Consider the following 3,663-nt stretch of genomic DNA (forward strand, 5'->3'; position numbering starts at 1 on the left):
CCGTCGACAGCGCCTCGACGAGCCGCAGCAGCGGCACCTCGGCGGAATGATGCAGCCTGAGCGCGGCGGCCAGCAGCGTTTCCAGCCCGACCGCGCCGACGGCGGCCTCGGCGAAGGGCAGGCGTTTGGTATCGACGTCCTGCGGATCATGGGAGGAGACGATGATGTCGATCGTACCGTCCTTCAGTGCTTCGACCATGGCGAGCCGGTCCTCCTCCGCACGCAGCGGCGGGGAAAGACGGAAGAAGGTGCGGTATTCGCCGACGTCGTTCTCGTTGAGACAGAGATTGTTGATGCTGACGCCGGCGGTGACGGCCGTGCCGCGGTCCTTGGCATGGCGGATGGCGGCGGTGGACATGGCCGTCGAGACTTCCGCGGCGTGGTAGCGCCCGCCCGTCAATTCCGCCAGCATCAGGTCGCGGGTGAGGGGGATGGCCTCCGCCTCGCGCGGGATGCCCGGTAGGCCGAGCCAGCTCGCAAGCAGCCCCTCGTTCATAACCCCCGAGGAGGCGAGCCCGGGATCTTGGGTGGAATGGGCCAGGACGATCTCCATGTCGCGCGCATAGGTGAGCGCGCGCCGCATGACCAGCGCGCTGGCGACCGTGTTGCGGCCTTCCGTCAGCGCCACCGCGCCGGCATCGCGCAGCAGCCCGAACTCGCTCAACTCGCTGCCTGCCAGCCCTTTCGTCACGGCGGCGGCGGGAAAGACATTGACCGAGGCCGTCTCGCGCGCCGTGCGCAGAACGAACTCCACCAGCGCCACGTCGTCGATGACGGGGGCGGTGTCCGGCATCATCACGAAGGAGGTCACGCCGCCGGCCGCGGCGGCCTGGCTTGCAGAGGCGATGGTCTCGCGGTGCTCCGCGCCCGGCTCGCCGACGAAGACGCGCGCGTCCACGAGGCCGGGGATGAGCGCCTTGCCGCTGCAATCGACGGTGCTGGCACCCTCCGGTTTCCCCTGGTTGAGCGCGCCGGCACCCGCTTCCCGAATGATGCCGTCGGCAACGATCACCGTTCCCGTCTCGTCCAGCCCCCGCGCGGGGTCGATGATGCGGGCGCGTTCGAAAACCGTGATGCTCATGCCGCGTCTCCGTTGCGGCGCGGATCGAGCAACGCCTCCATCACCGCCATGCGCACGGCCACGCCCATTTCCACCTGTTCCTGGATTACGCTTTGCGGGCCGTCGGCCACTTCCGAGGCTATTTCCACGCCGCGGTTCATGGGACCGGGGTGCATCACCAGAGCGTCCGCCTTCGCCGCCTTGAGCTTCTGCGCGTCGAGGCCGTAGAAGCGGAAATATTCGCGCACCGAGGGCACGAAGCTGCCGGCCATGCGCTCGCGCTGGAGTCTCAACATCATCACTACGTCGGCCCCTTCGAGCCCGTCCTCCATGCGGGTGAACGGCTCCACGCCCATGCGCTCGATGCCGGACGGCAAGAGCGTGGAAGGGGCGATGACGCGCACGCGCGCGCCCATCGCGTTGAGCAGGATCATGTTGGAGCGGGCGACCCGCGAATGCAGGACGTCCCCGCAAATGGCCACCAGCAATCCTGCCAGGCGTCCCTTGGCGCGGCGGATGGTCAGCGCGTCGAGCAGCGCCTGTGTCGGGTGCTCGTGCGCCCCGTCGCCGGCATTGATCACCGAGCAGCCCACCTTCTGGGCAAGGAGAGCCGCCGCGCCGGCTGCCGAATGGCGGATGACGAGGATGTCGGGCCGCATGGCGTTCAGCGTCACCGCGGTATCGAGCAGCGTCTCGCCCTTCTTGGTGGCGGAACTCGCCACCGACATGTTCATCACGTCGGCGCCCAGCCGCTTGCCCGCCAGCTCGAAGGAGGACTGGGTGCGGGTGGAGGCCTCGTAGAAGAGATTGATTTGCGTGCGGCCGCGCAAGCTCGCCAGCTTCTTCTCCGGCTGGCGCGAGATGGCGACCGCCGCGTCGGCCCTGTCGAGCAGGGCTTCTATGTCGAGGGGCGACAGGTTCTTGATGCCAAGGAGGTGGCGATGGGGGAACAGAGGAAGGGCTGGCGCGTCTGTCATCTCAAAGGGGTGCTATAGGGCCCCATGGCGCCGACGGCAAGCCGAAGAAATGATTGTGTGCCCCTTCTCCCCGCCATTTCAACAGGCGGGGAAAGGGTCTAGGCTTTTTCGAGTTGCCGGGATATCCGCGCCGTCAAGAGTTCAGAGGAAGTTCACGTGAACCACGAGGTCGTCAACCAGCCGCCCCCCATCAGCGGCACGAATGCCTGGCGGTCGGACCCGCTGCTCATCCAGCTCGGCGAGACCTTTTCTCCGCCGGTGCGCAAGGAGCTGGAGGGGATGGGGCGATTCGTGCGCGGGCAGGAGGCACTCGATCTCGCGCGGTTGGCCAATGTCGAGACGCCGGCGCTCAAAACGCACGACCGCTACGGGCGCCGGGCGGATCTGGTGGAATATCATCCGGCCTATCACGCGCTGATGCGCCGCTCGATCGGCGCCGGCCTGCATTCTTCCATCTGGGAGGACGGCGAGGACGAGAAGGGACAGCGCCACCAGATCCGCGCTACGCGCTTCTATCTGACCGCGCAGCTCGAACTCGGGCATCTCTGTCCGCTCACCATGACCAGCGCCTCGCTCGCCGCACTGATGGCGAGCCCCGACCTCTTCCGTGTCTGGGCACCGCGCGTCATCGCGCGCAAATACGACCATTCCAACCGCCCGGCGGCCCAGAAGCAGGGTGTCACGCTCGGTATGGGCATGACGGAGAAGCAGGGTGGAACGGATGTGCGCGCCAACTTGACCGTGGCGGAGCCGGCCGGCGACGGGCTGTTCCGCATCACCGGGCACAAATGGTTCATGTCGGCACCCATGAGCGACGCCTTCCTGGTGCTGGCGCAGGCGAAGGAGGGCCTTTCCTGCTTTCTCCTGCCGCGGGTACTGGACGACGGGACCGGCAACGGCTTTCGCTTCCAGCGCCTGAAGGACAAGCTCGGCAACCGTTCCAACGCTTCCTCCGAGGTTGAGTTCACCGGTGCGCTCGGCCATCCGGTCGGGGACCTCGGCGGCGGTATCCGCACCATCATGGACATGGTGACGCTGACCCGACTCGACTGCGCGGTCGGCTCCGCCGGCCTGATGCGCGCATCGCTCGCCGAAGCCGTGCACCACGTGCGCCACCGGCAGGTTTTCGGCAAGGCGCTTTTCGACCAGCCGCTGATGAGCCGCGTGCTGGCCGACATGGCGCTGGACGTGGCGGCGGCGACCGCGCTTGCCTTCCGCCTGGCGCGTTCCTTCGACGAGGCGGCGGCGAACCGGGGCGAGGCCGCCTTCGCCCGCGTCATGACGCCGGTGGTGAAATACTGGGTCTGCAAGATCGCGCCGGCGCTGATCTACGAAGCGATGGAGTGCCTGGGCGGCAACGGCTATGTGGAAGAGTGGCCGCTTGCCCGCCATTATCGCGAGGCGCCGGTCAACGCCATCTGGGAAGGCTCCGGCAATGTGATGGCGCTCGACGTGCTGCGCGTTTTATCGCGCAATGCCGGCCTGTTCGACGAGGTGCTGGCGGGCATCCACGGCGATCTGGGCGAGACCGGCCATGGCACGGTGGAGGTGCTGAAGGCGGCGATCCGCGTGTGCCAGTCCGACGAGGGCTCCGCGCGCATCCTGACGGAGCAGCTCGCCCTGGCG

3 protein-coding genes are annotated in these 3,663 nt (G+C 67.6%); 1 reads left to right on the forward strand and 2 read right to left on the reverse strand.

All coding sequences use genetic code 11. The annotated features are described in order from the left end of the window. On the reverse strand, positions 1-1,081 hold a 1,081-nt coding region (locus ACFP9U_RS24310), incomplete at its 3' end, for a dihydroorotase (protein ID WP_378625373.1). Continuing rightward, positions 1,078-2,037: an aspartate carbamoyltransferase catalytic subunit gene (locus ACFP9U_RS24315; protein WP_378625375.1), complete on the reverse strand. Its 960-nt coding sequence runs from the start codon at positions 2,035-2,037 to the stop codon at positions 1,078-1,080. The genes ACFP9U_RS24310 and ACFP9U_RS24315, both read right to left, overlap by 4 nt. A 156-nt stretch (positions 2,038-2,193) precedes the next feature. On the opposite strand from ACFP9U_RS24315, the gene ACFP9U_RS24320 reads away from it, so the two are divergent. Further along, positions 2,194-3,663: acyl-CoA dehydrogenase family protein (locus ACFP9U_RS24320; RefSeq protein WP_378625376.1), on the forward strand; the 1,470-nt coding region annotated here is incomplete at its 3' end.

Source organism: Nitratireductor sp. GCM10026969, from assembly GCF_042660605.1.
Lineage (GTDB): Bacteria > Pseudomonadota > Alphaproteobacteria > Rhizobiales > Rhizobiaceae > Chelativorans.